Genomic DNA, 20,322 nt, shown 5'->3' with positions numbered 1-20,322 from the left:
CAACTTCGTTGCTTTGTTCTGTGGCTCGGCAATGCTCAAGCAAGCTTGAGCGCTGCACTCGCCTTGGAACAATTTAAAGCTTTTTGCGAGAGTGTACGCTATCACATATTTCTATGGATTCTAGGCGCGAACGGTCTCCTGTGAGCAACAAAGCCCTCGGTATTAACCGAGGGCGGTTGCGAGAGCGAGGCGATATCACATTTTTAATCTGCGATAGAGCCGAGCGGTCTCATTAGAGCTTGTCGTTGGAGCCGAGCACATCCACGATCTTGTGCATGTACATCTTCTTCATGTTTTCACGAGCCGGCTTGAGGTACTGGCGCGGGTCGAAGTGTTCCGGATGTTCGTCGAAATACTTACGGATAGCGGCAGTCATAGCGAGACGGCTGTCAGAGTCGATGTTGATCTTGCAGACAGCAGAGCGAGAAGCTTCGCGGAGCTGTTCTTCCGGAATACCGACTGCATCCGGGAGCTTACCACCATGAGCGTTGATCGTGTCAACTTCGTCCTGCGGCACAGAAGAAGAACCGTGGAGAACGATCGGGAAGCCCGGGAGCTTCTTTTCGATGGCGTGGAGCACGTCGAATGCCAGGGGAGGCGGAACGAGCTTGCCAGTCTTCGGGTCGCGAGTGCACTGTTCCGGCTTGAACTTGTATGCACCGTGGCTGGTACCGATGGAGATAGCGAGGGAGTCGCAGCCCGTACGGGTAGCGAAGTCGATCACTTCTTCCGGCTTGGTGTAGTGGGATTCTTCAGCCTGGACTTCGTCTTCCACACCGGCGAGCACGCCGAGTTCAGCTTCGACGGTCACGTCGTGAGCGTGAGCGTATTCAACAACCTTCTTGGTGAGGGCGATGTTTTCTTCGTACGGAAGAGCAGAACCGTCGATCATCACGGAAGAGAAACCGTTGTCGATGCAGTCCTTGCAGAGTTCGAAAGAGTCACCGTGGTCGAGGTGGAGCACGATCTGCGGATTTGCGCAGCCGAGTTCCTTGGCGTATTCAACAGCACCCTGAGCCATGTAGCGGAGGATGGTGCCGTTAGCGTAGTTACGAGCACCCTTAGAGACCTGCATGATCACCGGAGACTTGGTTTCAACGGCGGCCTGCACGATAGCCTGCATCTGTTCCATGGTGTTGAAGTTGAAAGCCGGGATAGCATAGCCACCCTTAACTGCCTTAGCAAACATTTCCTTGGTGTTAACCAAGCCGAGTTCCTTGTAAGAAACTGCCATTTGTTTTACCTCTTGTTTTGATTGGCGACTTGCGCCGCCGGTTTAAAAGTTACATGCCTAAATCTAGAAAAAATAGGCTCGATTAAAAGGCTTTTCTATCAAAAAGTTGATGAATTTTAGATCATTTGTCATGCCCGATTTAATCGGGCTCCTCCTTCTCGTATATAAAAGGAGATCCCCGCACAAGGCGGGGATGACAACAAAAATAGTTCTTAATCTTGAACTACTTCACCTTCTGCGTACGGTCCGTGATAACGAGGTCCACGCGACGGTTCTTCTGGCGACCTTCCTTGGTGGAGTTGTCCGCAATCGGCATAGTCATGCCAAGGCCCTTAGCGGTGAGGCGGGTTTCTGCGATACCCTGTTCCACGAGGAATTTCATCACGTTTTCAGCACGCTGCTGAGAAAGCGTCATGTTGAATTCTTCGGAACCGGTATTGTCGGTGTTACCTTCGATGGACACGTCAAACTGCTGGTAAACGGAGAGGATACCGGCAATCTTGGCAAGGCTTGTCATGAGGTCGGTCTTCAAGGTGGCACGGCCCACGTCGAACAAAATGTCGGACATCGAGAGGATGATACCGCGAGCGTCCTTCGTCACCTGAATCATCTGGGACTGGAGGGCGTTTAACTTGTCCATAGCTTCGTTCTTGCTGGCTTCGAGCTTGTCCTTCTGGGCCTTGATAGCCTGCTTTTCGGCTTCGAGGTCAGAGACCTTACCGCTACGGGCTTCGCCAATCTGTTCCTGGATGGCTTCGATGGTGCGGTTTGTGGCGGCTCGCTTTTCCCAGTTTTCAGCAATGTGGTTCTGGATTGCCTGAGTTTCGCTCTGGAGTTTGGCGATTTCTGCGTATTTTTTGCAGTTTCCCAAGAATGTCGGAATCAACTTGGAATCGTCGTCGTCAGCATAAATTGTTTCAAGAGCATTGAGAGTGCCATAGCCTTCGGCAAGCGTAAGCTTTGCGGCGTAAGCATTGGATGGCAAATTTGTTTTGGCGTTGTCGAGAGCGAGTCTGCACTGGTCAACAGGGGTGACGGAGGATGCTTCTGCTGCAAAGCTCATGGAAACGGCGAGCGCGCCGAGAGTCAAAATCTTAATCGTCTTCATCTTTGCGGCTCCTTACTTCTTGGTTTCCTTTTCGAGAATGCTCTGGTACAAGACCTTGCGTTCTTCATCAGCACGGAGAGATTCTTCGAGTTTCTTGTCTTCGTTCTTGACCTTTTCATTTTCAGACTTGGCTATGGCGAGTCGCATTTCGAGTTCGCTCTGTTCTGCAAGAGCCTGGGCTTCTTCGATTTTACCATCTTCTTTCAAGGCTTTGGCGGCAACAAGCTTAGCGTATGAATCCGACGTCATGCTTGCATCGAGCTTGTTTTCGTTGACGAGCGAGCGCGTTGCATCGGCTTGTCCAAGGGAACGGTTGATTCCGCTCTGGCTTCCCGAACAGCCTGTCAGGGCAGCAAGAGCGATGGCAGAACAACATGCGAATATTTTAGCCTTCATTGGGGCTTCTCCTATGATTGATATTCCGCGGTAAAATTACATTTTGGTTTATTAAAAAGTTCTTGCATCCTCAAAAAAACTTTTTTACTTGCTTATATATATGGAATAGTGTAAATTAAAATTGTGTATAGGAAGGTTTTTTATGAATCATTTTCTAAAAAAATCAAGTTTTATAGGAATTTTCTCCTTCCTGCTTCCGTTGTCAAGCGCTTTTGCTGGCAACGTTGAATACCATTTGAATAAAACTGCCAATCCGACCCAAGATGAACTTGACGCTTATGAGCTCATTACGGCGGCGATGGATTCGGCGGTTTTCCTATACAACAAGTATTCCGACCTTTCGAAGCATATCGAAGTTTACTACAGTACGGGAGTCCCGACGGCTGAGGCAAGCAGCAATGGCGACCTACGCTTTGGCAAGGACCGCAATTATATGTACGTGGGCACCGCCATGCACGAAATGGCCCATACCATGGGCATGGGCACGACTTCGGAATACAAGGCCATGTTTAAGGACGGCGTGTTTCAAGGCGAAAAAGCCCAGGCGCTCATCAAGGAAATTGATGGTCCAGATGCCGTGCTCAAGGGCGATAGCCAGCATTTTTGGCCATATGGCATCAATTACAAGAGCGAAGTCCATTCCGAACAGGACTTGATCAATCACGTGAAAATCGTGAACGCCATGTACCAAGACATCTTTAAGGAAGCGTTCTTCAAGCAGGGGAGGATCAAGTCCCTATCCGAGAAGAAATGCATGGGGATAACATCCTCGAATACGCTTGAACTTATGGATTGCGCCGATACGGCGACATTTGTGAAGATTTATTCGATGGGCGACAAGCCCGTTACTTACCGTTTCCAGCTTGGCAACCGAGTGGTCGATATCCCAAATGAGTCTACCGCTGCGGGTGTAACCGCTTCGACATACGGCTACAATGGCGGTGCGCACCAAAAATACCAGCTCGAAGATGCCGGAGTGAACACTCCAAATGCTTTCCTTCTCAAGAATTACAAGAGTGGGCTTTATTTGCAGGCGGTCGGTAAAAATGTCGTGCAGAACCCCATGCCATCGCGCTCCGATGATTTCATCTGGAAGATTGAAGAACAGCGAGCCGATACTGCGGATAAGCCTGTATCCATTTCAAAGCGCCGAATTCCAAACAAGAATTTGGAAGAATCTATGCCAGAACGATTGTTTGACGCTCTCGGGCGTGCCGCTAGCAAGATTCGTCGCGGTGTAACGTCGAAACTTTTGAAAAGCAATTAATTGAAAGGGTGATGCCTGTAATCTAAAAATCCCTACTCTCCGGAGTCGTTTTTTTGTCATTCCCGCGAAAGCGGGAATCTCCTTCTCGTTAATAAATGGGAGATGCCCGGTCCGTGCCGGGCATGACATTGTTCAGCTTTGGATACTTCGCGGCTGTTCGCCACTCAGTATGACGATGAAGCAAAAAAAAGACCGCTCGAAAGCGGTCTTTTTTGAATTCTTATTTTTCGAAGATTAGAATGCATCTGCAGCTGCATCGCTTGCTTCAGCAACAGCTTCGGCAGTCGGAGCAACTTCTGCGGCGGAAGCCTTTACTGCTTCTTCAGTCACGTCATTAACGCCTTTTTCGATCATCGTAAGCTTATGTTCCTTGAAACGGTTCATAGCAATCGTTGTCGGCTTTTGAGTGAGCTGAATGTAACCCTGTTTGGCCTGATTGTTAATGAAGCGGGCTTCGTGAGCCATCATGACAACAGCACGGAAAACCGAACCCTGACATTCTTCACTAGCATAGATATCATCAAGATAAACTCTTTGAGATTCAGCCATTAGGTACCTCGAAAAATTTTTAGAAGAGGGAGAGGGATTCGAACCCTCGTTACCGTAAGGTAAACACGCTTTCCAAGCGTGCGCCTTCAACCACTCGGCCATCCCTCCGTTAGGATGACCTCCATTGAGGAGGTGCGCCAATAATAACTTTTATTTTTTCGTTTGTCAAGTCTTACGGCGCATTTTTTTCATTTTTTTTGAAATTTATCAAAAAAAATTGTAATTAAGAGCTAAAAAAGGAGATGCCCGCACTATGGCGGGCATGACAGTAGGCGAAGAAGCTGAGTTTACGCCCTACAACTTGCTCAGCTCATCCCATACAACTTGCATCAAGGGTTCCAGCGTTTTCGGCGTGAAATCGAACTTGATGTTTGCTGTTGCGAAGAGCTCTGGAATCGGACGGCTGCTACCCAGACTTTCGGCCTTGAACAAATCGTCGATTGCCTTCTGCGGATCCTTCTTGAAGTTTGCCCAGACCTGCAAAGCGCCAATCTGTGCGATGCCATATTCGATATAATAGAACGGGCATTCGAACAAATGAAGTTGCTTTTGCCACAAGTTGCGGCGAACGGCTTCAAGTCCACTGTAATCCACACCGGCATCGTAGCGGTCCATAATTTCGCTCCAGATATCGCTGCGATCTTCGGCGGTATGAGTCGGGAAGTTGTACAGACGATGCTGGAAACTGTCGATGCTTGCGACCCACGGGAACAGCCAAATCACATCGGCGAGTTCGCCTTCAGTGCTGCGGACTATCGCTTCGTGATTGTCGCCGTAGAACGGCTTCAGATTCGACATGCCGATGAGTTCCATGCTCATGCTTGCGACTTCGGCAAATTCAGCAGGAACATCGCGGTAGGCAAAAATCGGCTGGTTTGCGAGAGCAAACTGATGGAACGAATGGCCGGATTCGTGCAACAGCGTGTAAATGTCGCGGTCCGTATTCGCGGAGTTCATGAAAATGAAGGGGAGACGGCTTTCGTCAAAACCGATCTGGTATCCGCCCGGAGCCTTGCCCAGTCTGGAATCCGGATCGATAAGCTTTTTCGCCTGCATTTCACGAGCCCACTTGCCGGCTTGCGAATGGATGCTTTCGAAAATGGAATCGACTTTTTCAATGAGTTCGTCACCACTCTGGTACGGCTTGAGAGGCGGCCTGCTCAGCGGGTCGACATCCAAGTCCCACGGGCGCAAACGTTCAAGTCCCATCTTCTTGGCGCGACGCTTGTACATTTCCTTCTGCAACGGGAGCACCAGCTTCTCGATGCTTTCGTGGAAAGCTTCGCAATCGGCAGGAGTGTAGTCAAAACGATGCTTCGCGAGGAAGATGTAGTCGATGAAATCCTTGCAGTTTGCATTCTTGGCAATCTGCTTGCGAATTTCAAACAACTTATAGTAAGACTGATCTAACGCATCTTTGTCCTGGAGGCGGCGTTCCCACATGGCTCGCCAGGCGCGTTCGCGGAGGTCACGGTCGGTCTTTTCCATGTAGGCAGCGAGCTGTTGCATGGTCTTGACTTCGCCGTCGAACTCGACGCTCATGCCACCGGTGATTTTCTGGTAGGCCTGAATTGCCTTGTTTTCTTCGGTTTCAAGCGGAATGTTATCGGGGGAGAACAAGTCTAGAGAAACTTGAACGCCCTTGAGCCATTCGCCAAATTCGCCTTTGAGGGCGTCCTTGGACGGGTGGGCCATCAGCTTTCTATTCAGCTTGTCGTCGTATTCAATCATGATTGGCTGAATGTTTTCGACAAAATCCGAATAAGCCTTGGCGGCCTTTTCGTCGCGGGTATCGCAAGTCATGGCGACATAGCGCCTACAGCTCACTTCGCCTAGAACCGATTCCAGTTCGCTCCAGTCTAGAATCCATTGACGGAGCTTTTCGACGTTTACAGGAATATCGCGCTGCAAAAGAGCGCGATATAGTCTAGAGATTTCTTTTTCGTCATCCGGATTTAAATTATCCGGAACAAAGTTGCGTTTTTTCATGTGTTATTATTTAATAATTTTTCCGAGCCACTTGTTCACGAGAAGATCGAACAATCTGTCGCGGACGAGGTTCTGGAGCTTTTCGACATCTTCGGGCTTCACGTCTCTCTTGATTTCGAAGTCCTGAGAAACCGGTTCTCCGCCTTCGGTGAGGGATACGTCGATAAAGCCAGCAATGCCGTAGTACGTGATTTGGTTAATCTTAAAGACGTTTGCATCAAGCGGGAATGCGGCGTTGAAGTGCAAGTCGTTGTCGCCCGGAGCAAGTCTGATGGTGTCCTTGAGCGTGAGCGGAACCGTAACAAGCGTATCGAACTTGATTTCGATCTGGAGCTTGTTGATCCACAAGGTGTCCTTAGTTGTGTTATTGGCGTTCAGGTAAACGTCAAAGTTTGCATTACCGAGGCTCTTGTTGATGATGTTCTGGGACAAGTCCTTGACCAGCATAACGGCCTTCGGGTTCGGCAAGAATCCATCCATTCCGTTATTCACGAGTTCCATAACGTCGTCATAAACATCGACGTTATCAAAGGTGAGGTCCTTATACTCCATTTTGGTCTGGATGAGGACTTTAGCAGCCTGAAGCTTCTTGATGATCGAGCAGCCGGTGAATGTCGTTGCTACAAGTGCGAATGCACCCGCAACAGCGAGCGATATTGCGAAGCGTGAGAATTTGGTTTTCATATTTATCTCCTTGTTTTTTTCTTTATTATAATAATTTTTTTGATACTTTGTCAGTTCAATCTGAAATTCGTGAGCGTTTGGATTAACTTTTGTGCGTCAATCGGCTTTGCCAAGTGCCCGTTCATACCTGCATCGAAAGCGTTTTTCTTGTCTTCTTCAAAAGCATTTGCCGTCATGGCGATAATGGGAATGCTTGCTTTTTGCGGATTATCCAGTTTGCGGATGGCCTTTGTCGCCTCGTAACCGTTCATGCGGGGCATCTGGACATCCATCAAAATGAGGTCATAATCACCGGGGGCAGCCTTGTTTAGTTTATCAACGGCGATGTCGCCATCTTCGGCCATGTCGACAATTATCCCTTGTTCAGTCAGGAGTTCTTCTGCAATTTCTCGATTCATCTCGTTATCCTCGACGAGAAGTACTTTCATGCCCTTGAGAGAATGGGTCTCCACGTTTTTTTGGTCGATTGCATCAGGAACAATGTCCTCGCACCATTTCATGGGGATAGAAACTGTGATCTTAGTGCCCTTGCCCTTTTCAGATTCGATCTTGACCGTACCGCCCATCAGGTCCGTCAACTTCTTGACGATGGTCATACCGAGGCCGGTCCCCTGAATATGGCTGACCGTGGTAGAACTTTCGCGAGCAAATTCATCGTAAATGTGTTCCAAAAATTCGGGAGCCATGCCGATACCCGTATCTTCAACGACCATGGTATAAAGTCCATAGCCTTTCCGGTCGCATATATGCTCGTTCACGACGCAGTCGATGCTTCCGCCTTCAAGCGTGTACTTGATGGCGTTCCCGATGATGTTTGCCATAATCTGGTTAATGCGGTCGCTGTCGACAGAAACAAACCTGTGCTCCACATTTGCAATTGTTGCGGTAAACTTGATTCCTTTGGATTCAGCATGAGTGCCATAAGTCGTCATCAATGCCGTAATCACGTTTCCGATATCGCTTTTCTGTTCCTTCAGGACAATCTTGCCAGATTCAATGCGCGACATTTCGAGCACCTGGTTCACAAGCGACAAAAGCTGCTTTCCGGCGATGTCAATTTTTTCAAGATATTCCTTGACCATTTCTGGTTCATCGATGTGCTTTTTGGCCATAGCCGTAAAGCCTGTGACCGCATTCATCGGAGTGCGAATGTCGTGGGACATGTTGAACAGGAATGTCGTCTTCGCGTTGCTTGCTTCGCGGGCGGTGGCCAAGGCTTGCGAAAGCTTGCGGTTTGCCTCGAGCTCCTTCGATTTTTCAGTCGTGATGTTTCTGAATAAAATAATTCCTTTGTAGACAACATTTTTCTTAACGTCAACAGGAATGTAGACCATTGCTATGTATTCTTTCTTCCCATCAGGTTTTGTGCTACAGAAAACAACACTGGGAATGTAGTTCAAAACCTTACGTTCCTTTATGGTGACGTTGAAAAACATTCTAAAGTCATCGCCGTTCTGCATGTCGTCGTTGAACTGGATAAATCCTTCAACGAGATTGTCCAAGATTCCTTTTTTCGGGAACGGCATCGGCATAGAAGAGAGGTCTTCAAAAGTTCCTTTTTCGGCATCGACAAAAATCATCGCCCTTGCGATGGCGTTTTCTGCTTTAGCGATGTAATTGGCCAAACGGTTTAGGCGCGCTTCGTGACGTCTGATGATGAGTTGGACAATCAACAAGTAGATAATGTAGCCCGCAAATATGATAACGAGCAGAAACTGCAACATTCGACCGGCCTTTAATCCCATGGAATAAAGGCTATTGGCCGCTTCGGTCGGAAAGTTCGAATAGACGCTCAAAGGAATCGTGTGGAGCGGAGCGATGTAGCCTTGAATGTCATCTGTTTCTCCTTGAAATTCGTAGTCCGACGGCATTCGCATCGTGTAGGCGCGGATGATTCTATTGCGGTTTACTTCATCAAACTGCGAAGTGTAGAGGAAGCTTTTGAAATTGTAACGGGGGAGACCTTGGATCGAAGTTAGCTGGATTTTCATGGACTCCAAGGCGATAAGGCTGACGCCGTCGGTGTTCACGATGCCAGCAGAGGCGTGTGCGCCGTAGACCTTGTAGTCCAGAAATCTCTTGATGGTGTTTTCGTCATACGACGAGGAGAGGATGCCGACAATTTTGCCGTTCTGGAATACGGGCGCATAGAAGACGATAAACGCCATGGAAGAGTTCGTCGGCATTAAGACAAATATGCCGCTTGTGCCCTTCATGCCCTCGGTAAAGTACCACTTGTCGCCAGAATAAATCTTCTCGCCAGATGAGTTTTGCGTTATGCCTTGCGTATTCGTGAACCGCAGGTGGTCGAACTGTCCCATCTTTTCGAGTTCGGCAAGATAAACGACATCTATTTCGTCATTTTTGATATTGTCAGAACTGATTTTTGTGAGGGCTTCGATGGACTTGAGCGAGTTCGTGAAAATGTCGTCTAGCTTGTTGGCCATGGCTAGGGTAATATCCTTGATGTAATCCCTATTACGTGCCGTGACCGCTCTTTTATCTTCTTCCTGAAATGCAGTAAAAGCCTCGATGACCAAATAGACAACGAGGATAAGGGGCGCAAACCTTATAATTGAATATTTAAGGCGATTGCTCTTCTTATTTACTTTTTGGATACTCTGCACATTGCTCCCCAATCGTACTTTTATCAATAATAATATAAACAAATACAATAAATAGAGAACGTAAATGCGCAAAAAATGGCAATCCACCCTTCTGAGTGACGAATCTCATACGAAAATAGCGACTAAAAATGTCTTTTTTGGGATGTAAATCAATTTTTTTCTGATTTTTTTAAAACGGGCTATTTTTTTTGCGAAAAAAATGTAGTTTTCTGTTAAGTCAATTATTCCAATTTGGAATACTAGCAAAATCAAGGAATATAAATGAACCGTTACGATCTTGTATTGCTCGGCCTCATTCTGGAGCACGAACGCAGTGGGTACGATATCATCACGGAAATTCGTGACAGAGAACTTGACCGCTGGGCGAAGATTAGCACTTCGACCGTTTATAACAGACTGATAACGCTTGAAAAGAACGAATGCATTGTCGGTCATTCCGAACGCGACGGAAACCGCCCGGAACGCATGGTGTTTAACATCACGGACAAGGGTAGGGAAGTCCTTCGCAAAGAAGTCCTGAAGCATTTGACCGGATTCAACGACGATCCTCGTACGCTTGGTTTTGCTTTCCTTTACGGTGCCGAAAACAAGGAAGTTATCCGCACGCTCGAAGTACATGAACGTAGACTGGTTCAGGAAATCGAAAATCTTGAAAAAATGATTGCCGAAGAACCGCGCCCGACGCTTTACCCCGAAGGCCCGTTCCTCAACTGCATGAGCCGTGACCACATCTTGGTGGAACTCAAGTACGTGCGTGCCGCTATCGGCATTTTGCGCGACCCGGTCCGCAGCAAGAAACTCGGCGGATACTTCTATATCAATTTCGGTAACCGTGATTTCGAAAAGTTTGATGAGTAATTTTTTAGTAAACTCTAGACGGTAGGAAGTAGACGTTTTTCGTCTTTTCACTTCCTATCTCCTACTTGCTATTACTAACTAATTTCTAAATTTACCCCGCAAAAGTTTTAACGGTTTCTGATGACGGTTACTAACCGTGAATCACCAGCCACTAATCACTTTTTATAACACCCCCTCTCTAACGGAGATAAAATGGCTACAAAAACAGTGAAGAAGAGCGCTGCAAAGAAGGCCCCGGCAAAGAAGCCCGCAAAGGCCGCTGCCCCGAAATATGGCTACTTTGATGACGCTGCAAAAGAATACGTGCTCACCACCCCGGCTACCCCGATCAAGTGGTGCAACTACGTCGGTACTCTTAACTTCGGCGGTATCGTCGATACGACCGGCGGCACTCTCGTTTGCAAAGGCGACCCGGCACTCAACCGTATCACCAAGTACATTGCACAGATGCCGTGCTCTGACTTCAAGGCCAGCACTATTTACATCCGTATCAAGGATGGCAAGAACTACAAGATTTTCTCCCCGTTCTACGTTCCGACTCTCGTCAAACTCGACAAGTGGGAATGCCACGTGGGTCTTTCCTACATGCGCTGGATTGCCGAAGTTTACGGCCTCCGCGTGCAGGTCACGATTTTCGTCCCGACGGGCTCCAACACTCTCCTCCAGGACATCCAGGTAACGAACATTGCCGGTGGCGCTAAGGAAGTGGACATCATCCCGGTTTATGAATTCAGCCACTTCGAAGCTGAAAAGCAGCTCACGAACGCCGACTGGGTTCCGCAGACCATGACCCTCAAGGGCCACTGGGAAAAGGACGGCCACGTCGTTTTGGAACAGTACGCTTACATGAAGCGCGACTACGCCGTGAACTACGTTACTGCTGACTGCAAGGTTGGTTCCTTCGATGGCGACCGCCGCGTATTCCTCGGCCAGAACGAAATGGGTTCCTGGGCAAATCCGCTCAGCCTCCAGAACAAGGAACTTGCTAATAGCGAATGCGACCGTGGCGACAACATCGCTGCTCTCATGATCCACGCTGGCAAGATCGCTGCCAAGAAGACTTTCCGTACCTGCACCCAGCTCGGTCAGGAACAGAGCCTCAAGGTTGCAGCCAAGGCTATCAAGAAGTACCGTGACTTGAAGAACGTCGACAAGGCTTTCGACGAACTCGCAAAGTTCTGGGAAAACTACCTCTCCACGATCCAGGTCAAGACCCCGGATGCATCTTTCAACACGATGGTGAACGTGCACAACCCGCGTCAGTGCCACACCACCAAGAACTGGAGCCGCTACCTGTCCCTCTATCAGTTGGGCTACGGCACCAGCCGCGGTATCGGTTACCGTGACTCTACTCAGGACCTCATGGGCGTCATGAGCCACATGCCTGAAGAAGCTCTCGTTCTCACCAAGAACCTCATCTCCGTGCAGCGTCCGGAAGGTAACGCTATGCACCAGTACGCTCCGCTCGCCCTTGCTGAAGACACGGGTAACGAAGCTAACGCCGGTGACTCCCGCGAAAAGGCTGGCGTTCTCGACGCTAACGGCAATCCGGCATACGCTGACTGGTACGGCGATGACCACCTCTGGATCGTCCTCACTGTCGCTACCTACCTCAAGGAAACCGGCAAGATGGACCTCCTCAACGAAGAAATTCCGTTCTACGTTGCAGGCAAGAAGCATGCTGAACGTCCGAAGGGCACTGTCCTCGAACACTTGAAGCGCGCTCTCAAGTTCACTCGCGAACACCTCGGTCAGCACAACCTCCCGCTCCTCGGCTTTGCCGACTGGAACGACTGCATGAACCTCCCGCTCGGTGCAGAATCTACGTTCAACACAGCTTTGTACGCAAAGGCTTTGCTCGAAATGATGGGCATTGAAGAAGCTCTCGGCGACAAGGAAGCCGTTGAAATGTACAAGGGCTGGTACGAAGATGTCAAGAAGGCATTCAACGACAGCGCTTGGGATGGCAAGTGGTGGACTCGTTGGTTTGACAAGGACGGCAACGGCTACGGCGTTTCTTCTGCCAAGTACGGCAAGATTTACTGCAACGGCCAGTCCTGGCCGGTCATCGCTGGCATCGCTTTCGGCGACCGCGCAGTGCAGGGCATGGACAGCTTGAACAAGCTTCTCAACACCAAGTACGGTGTGAAGAGCTCTACTCCGGGTTACCGTGGCTTTGAACCGGCTGTCGGAGGCATCTCCACCTATCCTCCTGGAGCAAAGGAAAACGGCGGTATCTTCCTCCACACGAACCCGTGGGTGATGATCGCCGAAACGATCCTCGGCCGTGGCGACAACGCATTCCAGTACTACAACCAGATCAACCCGGCTTCCAAGAACGGCATCCTCGACGTGTTCGAATCTGAACCGTACTGCTATCCGCAGAACATCCTCGGTGACGAACACAAGCAGTTCGGTATGGGCCGTAACGCATGGCTCTCCGGTACTTCTACTTGGACTTACCAGGCTGCAACGCAGTTCATCCTCGGTATCCGCGCAAGTTTCAACGGTCTCGTTGTCGATCCTTGCATTCCGAGCGCATGGAATGGCTTCGAAGCTACCCGTAAGTTCCGCGGTGCTACTTACCAGATCACGGTGAAGAACCCGGATCACGTCTGCAAGGGCGTCGCAAAGATGGTTGTCGACGGTCAGGAAATCGATTCCAACGTCGCTCCGATCTTTACGAAGGGAATCCACAAGGTCGAAGTGACATTGGGTTAATTTACCCGGTGTCATGCCCGCCATCGAGCGGGCACCTCCTTCTCGGAGAATCTTGAACATTTCAAAAGCGCCAGTCTCTTACGAGGCTGGTGTTTTTTTGATCCATAGATTTTGTATATATAAATTATGGCGAAGTCTTTTAGAAATTATTTGCGTAAGTTTGCGATTCTAGCAACATCGGTGTTGTGGGCAAGTTGCAGCGACGCCGATAAGAATGCGGATAAATCCTCAATAGTTGATGACAAGCCTAGTGTTTCTTCGTATGAAGAACAAAAAGTTATTGATAATGTAAAAGAACTGCAGAACGAAACTCCAAATAGCAACAATGTTTCAAATCCAATTTACAGGTTTGATCAAACTCAATTTAGTGCAAATGGTGTTGAAATAAAAGTATCAAGAGCTGTTCTAATTGACGACAGCGTCTATAACGATGATGTAGAGAAAATTGCCGATATCCTTCGTGAAAAATCAAACGCTTTGTTTGAAACTTATGATTCATTTTACAAGAAGGATGTTCACGAGCAATGGAATCATCTTTTTTTAACTGTAGACATTTTCATAAATAAGAACGGTTTTGTTGATAAGGTAGAATTTGATAAGGTTGATAATAAAGCCAGCAAAACATTTAAAAAGAAAATTGCGGAACATCTGATGCAGACTCGTTTTAAAGATGTTGGTAAAAACATTGTTTCGCTGTCATTTGACTTTTATCATGATAGACTTGCTGGGATTCTTGACGGCTCTCCAGTAATGCTTAAAACAAAAGTGAATAGTGCAGTAAACGCCCCGACGGGTGACGAATTAAAAATATCTAATGGGGTTATATATGATAAAGCTCCGATTTTAAAAGTCTTTCGCATACGGACCCCTGGATTGCATCACATTTATAACAAACATTTAAACAGAAATCGCGCAATATCATGCCAAAAGAATAATCAAGACGATGTCGATCCTGATTTTAGCGGAACTATAGTTTTTCAGCTGAATATTGGTTTAGATGGCTCTGTTCAAAAAATTGAAATTCAATCCTCGAACACCGGCAATAAAGATTTTGATGACGAGATCAAGAGAGCTTTATGCAGATGGTATTTCCCGAAGTTGAAATCAATCGAAGTCGTCACATTCCCGATAACATTCTTTAAAAATGTTTCAGAGTATAAATAAGATAACGTCTTATCCCGAGATTCGCATGTAGATGCACAGTACGCGGCTCACGGTATAGCCGGACTTGAGGAGCGACTTGAGCATCGGCACGACATTGATGGTGCAAATCAAATCGCTATCGTCAAACTTGCCTTTCCAACTTTTGGGGGAGCCGTTGTCAAATACGTCCTTGATCATGGAATCGTAATAGGGGAGGTACTTGACGGAGATGACATCTTTCAAAGATTGATTGACGACTTCGTCGGTGCTTGCAAAACCGCTGTCTGTTGCAAAAGCGTTGTTGCATCCGAGAATAGTGAAGTTGCGATCGACCCAGAAAATACCAATATTCGGAAAATTGAAAAATGAATTTATTAGAGATTCTTCGACGCCGCTCTTCATGAGGAACGGAATTTCAGGAGATGTTTCAACGCGGCGTGCAGAACCCATCATCACGATGCGGTCTTCGTCATCGGGGGCGAGGTGTCCACGGAAGTCGTACCACACGAGGTTCTTTTCGCTGTTCCAGCAACGAATCTTGAGCGTTCCAAAACGTGCGTTTTCATTGGCGAGGCGATTGAGCTGGCTCTGTTCGTCGAGCAAGTGGCCTTTGTCGTCATAGGCGGCTTCGCCACCGGCTTTCATCATGCATTCGTTCATCACGCGTTCGAGCAACTTGAAGTCGTCTTCTGGCATGAGCGATTCAATGTCAATCACACCTCCAGAGCGCGGGACGTCGCGATAGTCATCATCCATCATCGGCGTGAGCAAAAAGAGCTGACGGCTTTCGAAATCGAATTTCCACAGGAAGTCACCCGTGTTGCGCAAGAGCGATTTGAGCTTTGTTTCGGCTTCATCCAAACGATGCTGGTTTTCGACCGTGTTAGAAATGTTCTTAATCAAGCAGATGTAACGAGACTCGTCCATCGAAAGGCGTTGGTGCTGGCAGCGCATTTCGAACCAGAGCATGGTGCCGTCATCACGCTTGTACGAGAACATGAACGGCATTTCGGGGTGCTTGTCGATATCGTCAAAGTAAAGCTTGAGACGAGCCCAGTCCTTCGGCGGAAGAATATCTCGGAACAAGCGGTCCTTGCTCAAATTGTCAAAGAGCGGGTCCGACATGAACTGCGGAAGCGAACTGATAAATTCAAACTTGTCCGAGAGCACAACGATGAACTCACCGAGGTTGCCCGCGAAAAGCGTATAAAGCTTTTGCCTTTTCCAGTAGTCGAGCAACAGCAAAATGGTGACAATCAAAAAAAGCAAGAGCACGGTGCAGACATAGCACCAGCCCACAGACCAGTCAATAGAGTTCATCATATATTTATAAGATAATCAATTTTACAGGGATGGGGCAATAGAGCAAAGAAAAAAGCCTGCTTGTAAAGCAGGCTTGCAATTTTTAAAAAAGGAGATTCCCGCTCAAGGCGGGAATGACACGTTTACTCAGCGAAGTATGCCTTGGCCTTGGCGATGACGTCTTCGACCTTGACCATGGTGAACTGCTTTTCGTTGCGGAACTTCCATTCAACTTCGCCGTTAGCGAGGCCCTTCTTGCCGATGGCGATACGCACCGGAGAACCCCAGAGGTCAGCGTCCTTGAACTTCACGCCCGGACGTTCGTCGCGATCGTCGACGAGCACGTCGATGCCGGCAGCTTCGAGTTCCTTTTCGAACTTTTCTGCAAGTTCCATGAGTTCTGCTTCCTTGCCGATCGGTACGATTTCCACCTGGAACGGAGCGATGGACTTGGGCCAAATCGGTCCGAAGTCATCGTGGCTGTTTTCCACGACGGATGCCATCAAGCGGCCCACGCCGATGCCGTAGCAGCCCATGATCGCCGGAGCAGTCGTCTTTTCGGCGGTGAGGAACTTGGCGCCCATGGATTCAGAGAACTTGGTACCGAGCTTGAAGATGTTACCCATTTCGATGCCGCGAGTTTCGGTGAGGAGTTCACCGCAGCAGGGGCACTTGCAGACTTCGGAAGCTTCGGCGATGTCGGCCACTTCGAATTTCGGGAAGTCGCGCTTCGGGTTGCAATGCTTGAAGTGGAAGCCTTCTTCGTTTGCGCCCGTGACGAGATCGAAGGAATCTGCGATGGCTTCGTCCACGATGATGCGGGTGTCGTGAGAATTGATCGGAGATGCAAAGCCCGGAACCATGCCGCAAGATTTGATGAGGCTGTCTTCTGCCGGATAGAGTTCCTTGGCCTTCAAGAGGTTGTGGAGCTTGATTTCGGAAACGTCGAGGTTGCCCGGAACCACGACCGTGATGAGCTTGCCTTCGAAATCGAAGAACACGCACTTGGCTGTAGATTCTGCCGGAACGTTCAGGAACTTGGTGATTTCTTCGATGCTTTCGCTGTTCGGAGTAGCGACCTTTTCGAGAGCGGCATTTTCGTCGCCCTTGAACGGCACGCGCTGAAACTTTGCGATTTCGCGGTTGGCCTGGTAGCCGCACTTCTTGCAGAGAATCAAGTAGTCTTCGCCGTTTGGAGTATCGAGCATGAATTCGTGAGCGACCTTACCGCCCATGATACCCGTATCGCTCTGCACCACCACCGGTTCAATGCCCACGCGACGGTAGATGCGGAGGTAGGCATCGTATTCTTCCTGGTAGTGACGGTCGAGGTCTTCCTGGCTGGTGTGGAAACTGTAGGCATCCTTCATCAAGAATTCGCGGACGCGGATAAGACCGCCACGGGCACGGGCTTCGTCACGGTACTTGGTCTTGAACTGGTAGAGCATCACCGGGAGCTGCTTGTAGCTGTTGAGCACGTAGCGCACGAGGTCGGTCATGGCTTCTTCGTGCGTCATGGCGAGCACCATGTTGTGGTTGTTGCGGTCCTTGAAGCGGAGGAGTTCTTCGCCAATAGCCTGGTAACGGCCAGATTCGCTCCAAAGTTCAGCGGTCTGCACCACCGGCAAGTCCACTTCGATACCGCCAATCTTGTTCATTTCTTCGCGGATGATATTTACGATCTTCTGGATGACGCGGTAACCAATCGGCATCATGGAATAGATACCGGTAGAAACAGGCTTGATATAGCCGCCGCGCATAAGGAAGATGTGGGAGGGCATGGTGGCATCGCTCGGCGTTTCGCGGAGCGTGACGTAAAAGTACTTGGAGAGTTTCATTGTTTTTGCCTTTTAAAATTTTACGGCTTAAATTTAGCTAAATCTCGTATTTTTTGTATTTTTCGGTCATGGAATTTTTAAACCATTTGCGGGAAAAAGCCGCAGTGCAAAAAATCGAAAAGTTCATCCCGGCGATTGCTTTTTTGGGCGGGTTCAGCTGGGATTCGATGACCATAGGACACAAAGTTTACGGAAGGGACTTAATCCTATTGTCATTTTATTATTTGGTTGCTCTAGTCTCGATATTTTTCATTGCGACAAAAAGCGTAGTCCATGAAGAAGATAAAACCGAAGTCGAATCATCTTTTTTCAGCAGAGTCTTAAATCGCGAATGGCCTTCGTCTTGGATAGACCGATTGACCTGGGCCGTGCAATTTTGCTTTGGGAACCTTTACAGTGCGCTAGTCATTTGCTATTTCAAAAGTTCTGGTTCCATAGCGTCATTTACCATCGTCTTATTCCTAGTTGCGCTCCTTGTGGGCAATGAATTCCTGAAACAGAAATACGAAAAATTTGGAGTCAGCCTTGCGTTCTTTTGTTTGCTCGGAACAATGTTCTTCAACTTTTTAATTCCGCACTTGGCTCACGAGATGGGGGCGTTCTGGTTCTTTTTAAGTACAATCATTTCTGCAGGAATATGTTATTTACTTTGGTTTAAATCAGAGCGCCATAAAAGGACTCTAGTTGCGCCTATATCCATAAGCGTCATCTTATCCGTTGCGTATATCGCCAACTGGATTCCTCCAGTGCCCCTAATTGTAAAACAACAGGTTGTGTGTAAAAATTTTGACAACGAAACATACTCGTGTGATGCGGATAGGCTCAGTTTTTGGCAGCGAAATGGTTTTTCCAAAGCTACAATCCATAAAGACGATGGGGATGAAATTTACTTTATGTCCTCTGTTTACGGACCGGCAGAACTCAAAGCTCCTGTTGAATTCCGATGGTACTACAAAGAACCTTCCACCGGAAAGTTTAAATTGACGGACAAGATTTCGTCAAGCAGGATGGTCATTCGCGGTGGGCGAGATGCTGGGTATCGCAGCTATTCCAAAAAGAAAAATATACCGACGGGGGATTATCGCGTAGAAACAGCATATAAGGATGGGGCTGTTATCGGCTCGACTTCGTTTAAAGTGCTCGAAGGAATGCCTAAAAATGGTTTTGTCCGTGATTCCCTACGCTAAAAATATGTATATTAAGACGCAAAATAGGAATGGGTGCATTCCTAAAGATTTTTTTGACTTAGGAGTCTAAAAAGATGAAACTGAAAAAGATTGCTCTTGGTGCTGCAGCCCTAGCCCTAGTTGCTTGCGGTGAAGCCCAGAAACCGATTGCAAAATCTGCCGCTATCACACCGGATTCTGCAGACGACCAGAAATTTGCATACATGCTTGGTGCCCAGTTCGGCCTCCAGAACTTTTCGAATCTCCCTTGGCAAACTGGTGAAGGCATTGATGAAGATGCTACAGTCCAGGGTTTCCGCGATGCTCTTGCTAACTTGAACGACACAACCGCCAAGCTCCAGCTTCCGCAGGATACTCTCGCCGCTGTTAGCAGACGTATCCAGGGCAATATGCGTGAACGTTACTTCAAGACGCAGCCGGATTCTACCGCCAAGGATTTAAGTGACGAACAGCGCCGCGCTCTTATTGATTCCCTCCGCAAGGCTTTGCCGATCAATGCAGCTCCGGCTGTCAAAAATGAAAAGGTCACGCTCCAGGCCAACGCTTCTGAACAGCAGAAGTTCTCCTACCTCGTCGGTGTCCAGTTTGGTAACCAGTTCTATAGCATTGGTCGCCAGTTCCAGACCGATTTCGATGGCGAATACTTTGTGCTCGGCATTCGCGATGCCGGTAAGAAGCTTCGCGATACAACGTCTGCTTTGACGCTCCCGGAAGATACCCTCAAGGCCGTTGGTGACCGCTTTAACGAAAAATTGAAGACGATTCGTGAAGAAATGACCAAGAAGCAGCAGGCCGAAGAAGAAAAGCTCAAGGCCGAGGTCGCTTCTCTCCGTGGCGATACGCTTGCAAACGGTATGCCGGCCAAGATGAACTTCAAGGTAAAGGCTTCCGGTATTACGGTGAAGAGCGAAGACTTGAGCGATTTTGCTGGTAAGCCGCTCCTCATGTTCTACTTCTCTGCAACTTGCGGTCACTGCGCTCACGCTGCTCCGCAGATTCTCGAAATTGCAAAGGAATTTGCACAGAAGGGCCTCACGACTGTTTCTATCGCTAGCGGTGGCAACAACAAGCCGGGTATCCGTCGCTTTATCGACGACGCCAAGTTCGACGAAACGATTAGCGTTGTTTGGGACGAATCCCGTCAGTTCGGTGAACTCTACAGCGATGGCTACGTTCCGAAGGTCTACCTCGTGAACCCGAACGGCACTTACAAGCAGTATGCCGCCTTCGAAAAGGAAAAGGAAGACTTGAAGAAGGAAATCGCTGAACTCCTCAACGGCAAGAACGTTGAATGGAAGATCGAAGTCAAGAAGCCGGCAGCTGATTCCGTCAAGGCTACTGAAGCAAAGCAGGAAGCCAAGAAGGACGCCAAGTCCGCTAAGGCCAAGAAGTAAGCCAAATTTTCTTGTGCCAGACATT

The 20,322-nt window shown here is 48.5% G+C and carries 15 protein-coding genes and 1 tRNA gene; 6 read left to right on the top strand and 10 right to left on the bottom strand.

The window, feature by feature from the left end:
- Positions 1 to 232: 232 nt before the first annotated feature.
- From B7982_RS01515 to B7982_RS01505, 3 genes are all read right to left on the bottom strand, one after another.
- Entirely contained in the window at positions 233 to 1,234 is a 1,002-nt protein-coding gene (locus tag B7982_RS01515; protein WP_072828454.1) for a class II fructose-bisphosphate aldolase, read from the bottom strand.
- A gap of 223 nt (positions 1,235 to 1,457) precedes the next feature.
- The gene (locus tag B7982_RS01510; RefSeq protein WP_233138308.1) at positions 1,458 to 2,342 is read right to left on the bottom strand and encodes an OmpA family protein; all 885 of its coding nucleotides are present in this window, start codon (positions 2,340 to 2,342) and stop codon (positions 1,458 to 1,460) included.
- Between the two features lie 12 nt (positions 2,343 to 2,354).
- The gene (locus B7982_RS01505; RefSeq protein WP_088659254.1) at positions 2,355 to 2,738 is read right to left on the bottom strand and encodes a hypothetical protein; all 384 of its coding nucleotides are present in this window, start codon (positions 2,736 to 2,738) and stop codon (positions 2,355 to 2,357) included.
- 142 nt (positions 2,739 to 2,880) lie between these two features.
- Here B7982_RS01505 and B7982_RS01500 point away from each other — a divergent pair, with 142 nt between their 5' ends.
- Entirely contained in the window at positions 2,881 to 4,005 is a 1,125-nt protein-coding gene (locus B7982_RS01500) for an RICIN domain-containing protein (protein ID WP_233138307.1), read from the top strand.
- 234 nt (positions 4,006 to 4,239) lie between these two features.
- On the opposite strand, the gene B7982_RS01495 is transcribed toward B7982_RS01500, so the two are convergent.
- From B7982_RS01495 to B7982_RS01475, 5 genes are all read right to left on the bottom strand, one after another.
- The gene (locus tag B7982_RS01495) at positions 4,240 to 4,554 is read right to left on the bottom strand and encodes a hypothetical protein (protein WP_088659253.1); all 315 of its coding nucleotides are present in this window, start codon (positions 4,552 to 4,554) and stop codon (positions 4,240 to 4,242) included.
- Between the two features lie 23 nt (positions 4,555 to 4,577).
- Positions 4,578 to 4,662 (bottom strand) — tRNA-Ser (locus B7982_RS01490).
- Positions 4,663 to 4,848: 186 nt separating this feature from the next.
- Positions 4,849 to 6,543 carry a M3 family oligoendopeptidase gene (locus B7982_RS01485; protein WP_088659252.1) on the bottom strand — a complete coding sequence of 565 codons (1,695 nt, stop codon included), beginning with the start codon at positions 6,541 to 6,543 and terminating at the stop codon, positions 4,849 to 4,851.
- 6 nt (positions 6,544 to 6,549) lie between these two features.
- Positions 6,550 to 7,227 (bottom strand): hypothetical protein, encoded by a 678-nt coding sequence (locus B7982_RS01480; RefSeq protein ID WP_088659251.1) that lies wholly within the window; start codon positions 7,225 to 7,227, stop codon positions 6,550 to 6,552.
- 50 nt (positions 7,228 to 7,277) lie between these two features.
- Entirely contained in the window at positions 7,278 to 9,854 is a 2,577-nt protein-coding gene (locus B7982_RS01475) for a response regulator (RefSeq protein WP_144065904.1), read from the bottom strand.
- A gap of 261 nt (positions 9,855 to 10,115) precedes the next feature.
- On the opposite strand from B7982_RS01475, the gene B7982_RS01470 reads away from it, so the two are divergent.
- The 3 genes from B7982_RS01470 to B7982_RS01460 all read left to right on the top strand — a co-directional run bounded on the left by B7982_RS01470 (position 10,116) and on the right by B7982_RS01460 (position 14,597).
- Positions 10,116 to 10,712: a PadR family transcriptional regulator gene (locus tag B7982_RS01470; protein WP_014545006.1), complete on the top strand. Its 597-nt coding sequence runs from the start codon at positions 10,116 to 10,118 to the stop codon at positions 10,710 to 10,712.
- A gap of 192 nt (positions 10,713 to 10,904) precedes the next feature.
- The gene (locus B7982_RS01465) at positions 10,905 to 13,433 is read left to right on the top strand and encodes a GH36-type glycosyl hydrolase domain-containing protein (RefSeq protein ID WP_088659249.1); all 2,529 of its coding nucleotides are present in this window, start codon (positions 10,905 to 10,907) and stop codon (positions 13,431 to 13,433) included.
- A 126-nt stretch (positions 13,434 to 13,559) separates the two neighbouring features.
- Positions 13,560 to 14,597 (top strand): AgmX/PglI C-terminal domain-containing protein, encoded by a 1,038-nt coding sequence (locus B7982_RS01460; protein WP_144065903.1) that lies wholly within the window; start codon positions 13,560 to 13,562, stop codon positions 14,595 to 14,597.
- 9 nt (positions 14,598 to 14,606) lie between these two features.
- Here the strand turns inward: B7982_RS01460 and B7982_RS01455 are convergent, their stop codons facing one another.
- Together B7982_RS01455 and B7982_RS01450 are read right to left on the bottom strand one after the other, a co-directional pair.
- Entirely contained in the window at positions 14,607 to 15,899 is a 1,293-nt protein-coding gene (locus B7982_RS01455; protein WP_088659247.1) for a PAS domain-containing protein, read from the bottom strand.
- A gap of 122 nt (positions 15,900 to 16,021) precedes the next feature.
- Positions 16,022 to 17,716, bottom strand: coding sequence for a proline--tRNA ligase (locus tag B7982_RS01450; RefSeq protein ID WP_088659246.1), 1,695 nt, complete (start codon positions 17,714 to 17,716; stop codon positions 16,022 to 16,024).
- 68 nt (positions 17,717 to 17,784) lie between these two features.
- On the opposite strand from B7982_RS01450, the gene B7982_RS01445 reads away from it, so the two are divergent.
- Both B7982_RS01445 and B7982_RS01440 read left to right on the top strand, forming a co-directional pair.
- On the top strand, positions 17,785 to 18,903 hold the full coding sequence (locus B7982_RS01445) for a DUF2914 domain-containing protein (RefSeq protein ID WP_088659537.1): 1,119 nt from the start codon (positions 17,785 to 17,787) through the stop codon (positions 18,901 to 18,903).
- Positions 18,904 to 18,977: 74 nt separating this feature from the next.
- A complete protein-coding gene (locus B7982_RS01440) occupies positions 18,978 to 20,297 on the top strand; it encodes an FKBP-type peptidyl-prolyl cis-trans isomerase N-terminal domain-containing protein (RefSeq protein ID WP_088659245.1) in 1,320 nt (439 codons plus the stop codon).
- Positions 20,298 to 20,322 lie beyond the last annotated feature (25 nt).

Source organism: Fibrobacter sp. UWB2, assembly GCF_002210425.1.
GTDB lineage: Bacteria > Fibrobacterota > Fibrobacteria > Fibrobacterales > Fibrobacteraceae > Fibrobacter > Fibrobacter elongatus.
This window is presented reverse-complemented; position numbering and strand designations above follow the sequence as displayed.